The following is a 2,429-nucleotide window of genomic DNA, read 5'->3' on the forward strand; positions in this document are numbered from 1 at the left end:
GCTGGGAATAAAGATCCCTAATCGTCCGGTTTTTATACAAAATGTAGTGCAGAATTTGAGGGGGTAAAACCCGCAACCCCTTGAAAAATAAGAAGCTTGATTTTAAAACTGCGGAACTTAGGCTAACACTATACTTGAAGAATTTAATAATGAATTAGAAGATTTTTGCTCTCTTCCAATCCTGAATTCATTGCTAAAATGCGGCAAGCCCGTCAAAATCATATTCAAGGTAAAACCCGGCCATTAAGCGAACTAAAAAAAGAACTATGTATCAAATAGAAACAACCCCTGAATTTGATCACGATATATCTAAAATTGATAAAAGTGTTTCTAACAGAATTATTAAAAAAATTGGACGGCTTGCTCAAAATCCAGAGTTAACCATGCTTACCTTAAATACCTTCCTCATGACCTTAAAGGTCTTCAAAAATATCGAATCGGCGATTATCGTATTATCTTCTGGATTGATCAATCCAAGAAAAGTATAATACTTTACAGTGTTGAACATCGCCGATCCGTCTATGATAAACTAAAATAATACTATTGTATAAATTTGTCAGGATTTTTTTATATGTTGGTATAATTTCAGATGACAATCAGTACTGGGAATATTGCCTGTGAAGGATTTGAGATGGAATTCAGGTCTGTCACAAAATTTCTTTTTATTCTCCCCCCAAACTTTTTTATACTCTGATCTGCGTCCCTGAATCTCCTTAAATTAATTACTTGACTTTGGCAAATTTAATTTCAGGGTCTCTTTTTGCGTCTATTCATGCCATAGGCAGATCCGCCTTTGGCGGAAGATTTATAATCCGCCTCAGGCGGACAGGTTCCTGCCTGCCGGCAGGCAGGTAAGCAAAAAGAGATTTTGAAATTCAAAATTTGCCAAACTAAAGTTAATTATTGATAATACTTATGTCAAGAGCTATGGTGATTTAGATTTTTCAGGATTTGTTTTTAATCACAGCCTGGTAGAGCGTTCTCACGGATAAATTGTTCTCAAGGGCAACTTGTTTTACCGCTTTTTTTAAAGAAATGTTTTTATCTTTTTGCAGGTTATTAACCAGTTTTATCAAATCCTCGTCTTTTAAAATGCTTTTATCCGCCATGCCTTTCCAGCCGTCTACAACTATACAAAATTCACCTTTTAAGACAAAAGGACATTCTGCCAATTCACTTAAGTTTCCTCTCCTTATATCTTCATAAATTTTAGTCAGTTCGCGGATTACTGCCGCCCGCCTTTCTCCAAAAACCTCAAGCATTATTTTAAGTGTTTCTTTTACCCTGTAAGGAGATTCATAAAATATAAGTGTCGCCGCTTCTTTTTTTAACCCTGTTAAAAACTCTTTTTTTTCTTTGCCGCTTTTAGGCAAAAATCCCTGAAAAAGGAACCTATCTGTTGAAAGCCCTGAGATACTCAAGGATGCGATAAGCGCGGCCGGCCCGGGAACCGGAACAACCTTTATCCCGGATAAAATACATTCCTGCGCGATTTTTTCTCCCGGATCCGAGATGCCGGGTGTCCCCGCGTCTGTTACCAGGGCGATATCTTTGCCTTCCAAAAGCTTTTCCCGCAGGTAGTTTCCCTTAACAATTTTATTATGCTCAAAATATGATGTCAGCGGCGCGTGTATTTCATAATGAGCAAGCAGTTTCTTTGTATGGCGGGTATCTTCCGCGGCAATCAGATCAACTTCTTTCAATATTCTTAAAGCCCTCAGGGTAATATCTTCCAAATTCCCGATGGGGGTACTGACAAGATAGAGTGTTCCTGACATAAGAACCCCGGAATGTTTATTTTTGTAATTCGTGTGTGTATTTTGTACTTTGGAATAAAATTTTGCGATAGCGAAAATTTTATATGTCCCCGCTGCTTGTGCTTGTAATCCTGAACTTCTTTTTATCCATATAATTGCCTCTTAAAGTAATATAAACCATCCAATCGCCTAATTTCAAAGAAGCGTTGGTACGCGCTATCGGCAATTCATGCCAGGTTGCCCATGTATCATCCCCCGCGGTAAATTTAAATTCATCTTCCATGTAAACCTTCCCATCAGGGTCGTGCCATTCAATAACTCCGTTATTTTCTCCCCTGACGCGATTCCATGAAAGCCATAAAACCACTTTATCGTCAGTCGGCGAAAAAGTATCGGTTAAATTACTGACAACCCCGGCACTGTCAACTGTTTTTCCCATTCTTATTTCAACAAGCTCTATGTCCCTGCTCTCGCCAAACAAATTACAGCCAGTAAAAAATACAGGCAAAATCAAAAAATATATTAATGATTTTTTTTTATTTAACATACTTGAGTTTGGCAAATTTAAAAAAAAGTATATAAAAAAATAGCTTTCAGCCGAATCTTTTATAGTGTGTTATAAAGGAGACCGGCATGAAAGCTATTAGGAACAAAGTTCCCAAAAAAGTATCG

Annotated in this window: 2 protein-coding genes; both read right to left on the reverse strand. The window is 37.5% G+C overall.

Features of this window, described 5'->3' with window-relative positions:
- Window positions 1-944: 944 nt before the first annotated feature.
- Window positions 945-1,778 (reverse strand): 16S rRNA (cytidine(1402)-2'-O)-methyltransferase, encoded by an 834-nt coding sequence (gene rsmI / locus AB1498_03800; GenBank protein ID MEW6087403.1) that lies wholly within the window; start codon window positions 1,776-1,778, stop codon window positions 945-947.
- 79 nt (window positions 1,779-1,857) lie between these two features.
- Window positions 1,858-2,304, reverse strand: a complete 447-nt coding sequence (locus AB1498_03805) for a hypothetical protein (GenBank protein ID MEW6087404.1) — start codon at window positions 2,302-2,304, stop codon at window positions 1,858-1,860.
- Between the last annotated feature and the right edge of the window lie 125 nt (window positions 2,305-2,429).

It is taken from the genome of bacterium (genome assembly GCA_040754625.1).
Lineage (GTDB): Bacteria > JACRDZ01 > JAQUKH01 > JAQUKH01 > JAQUKH01 > JAQUKH01.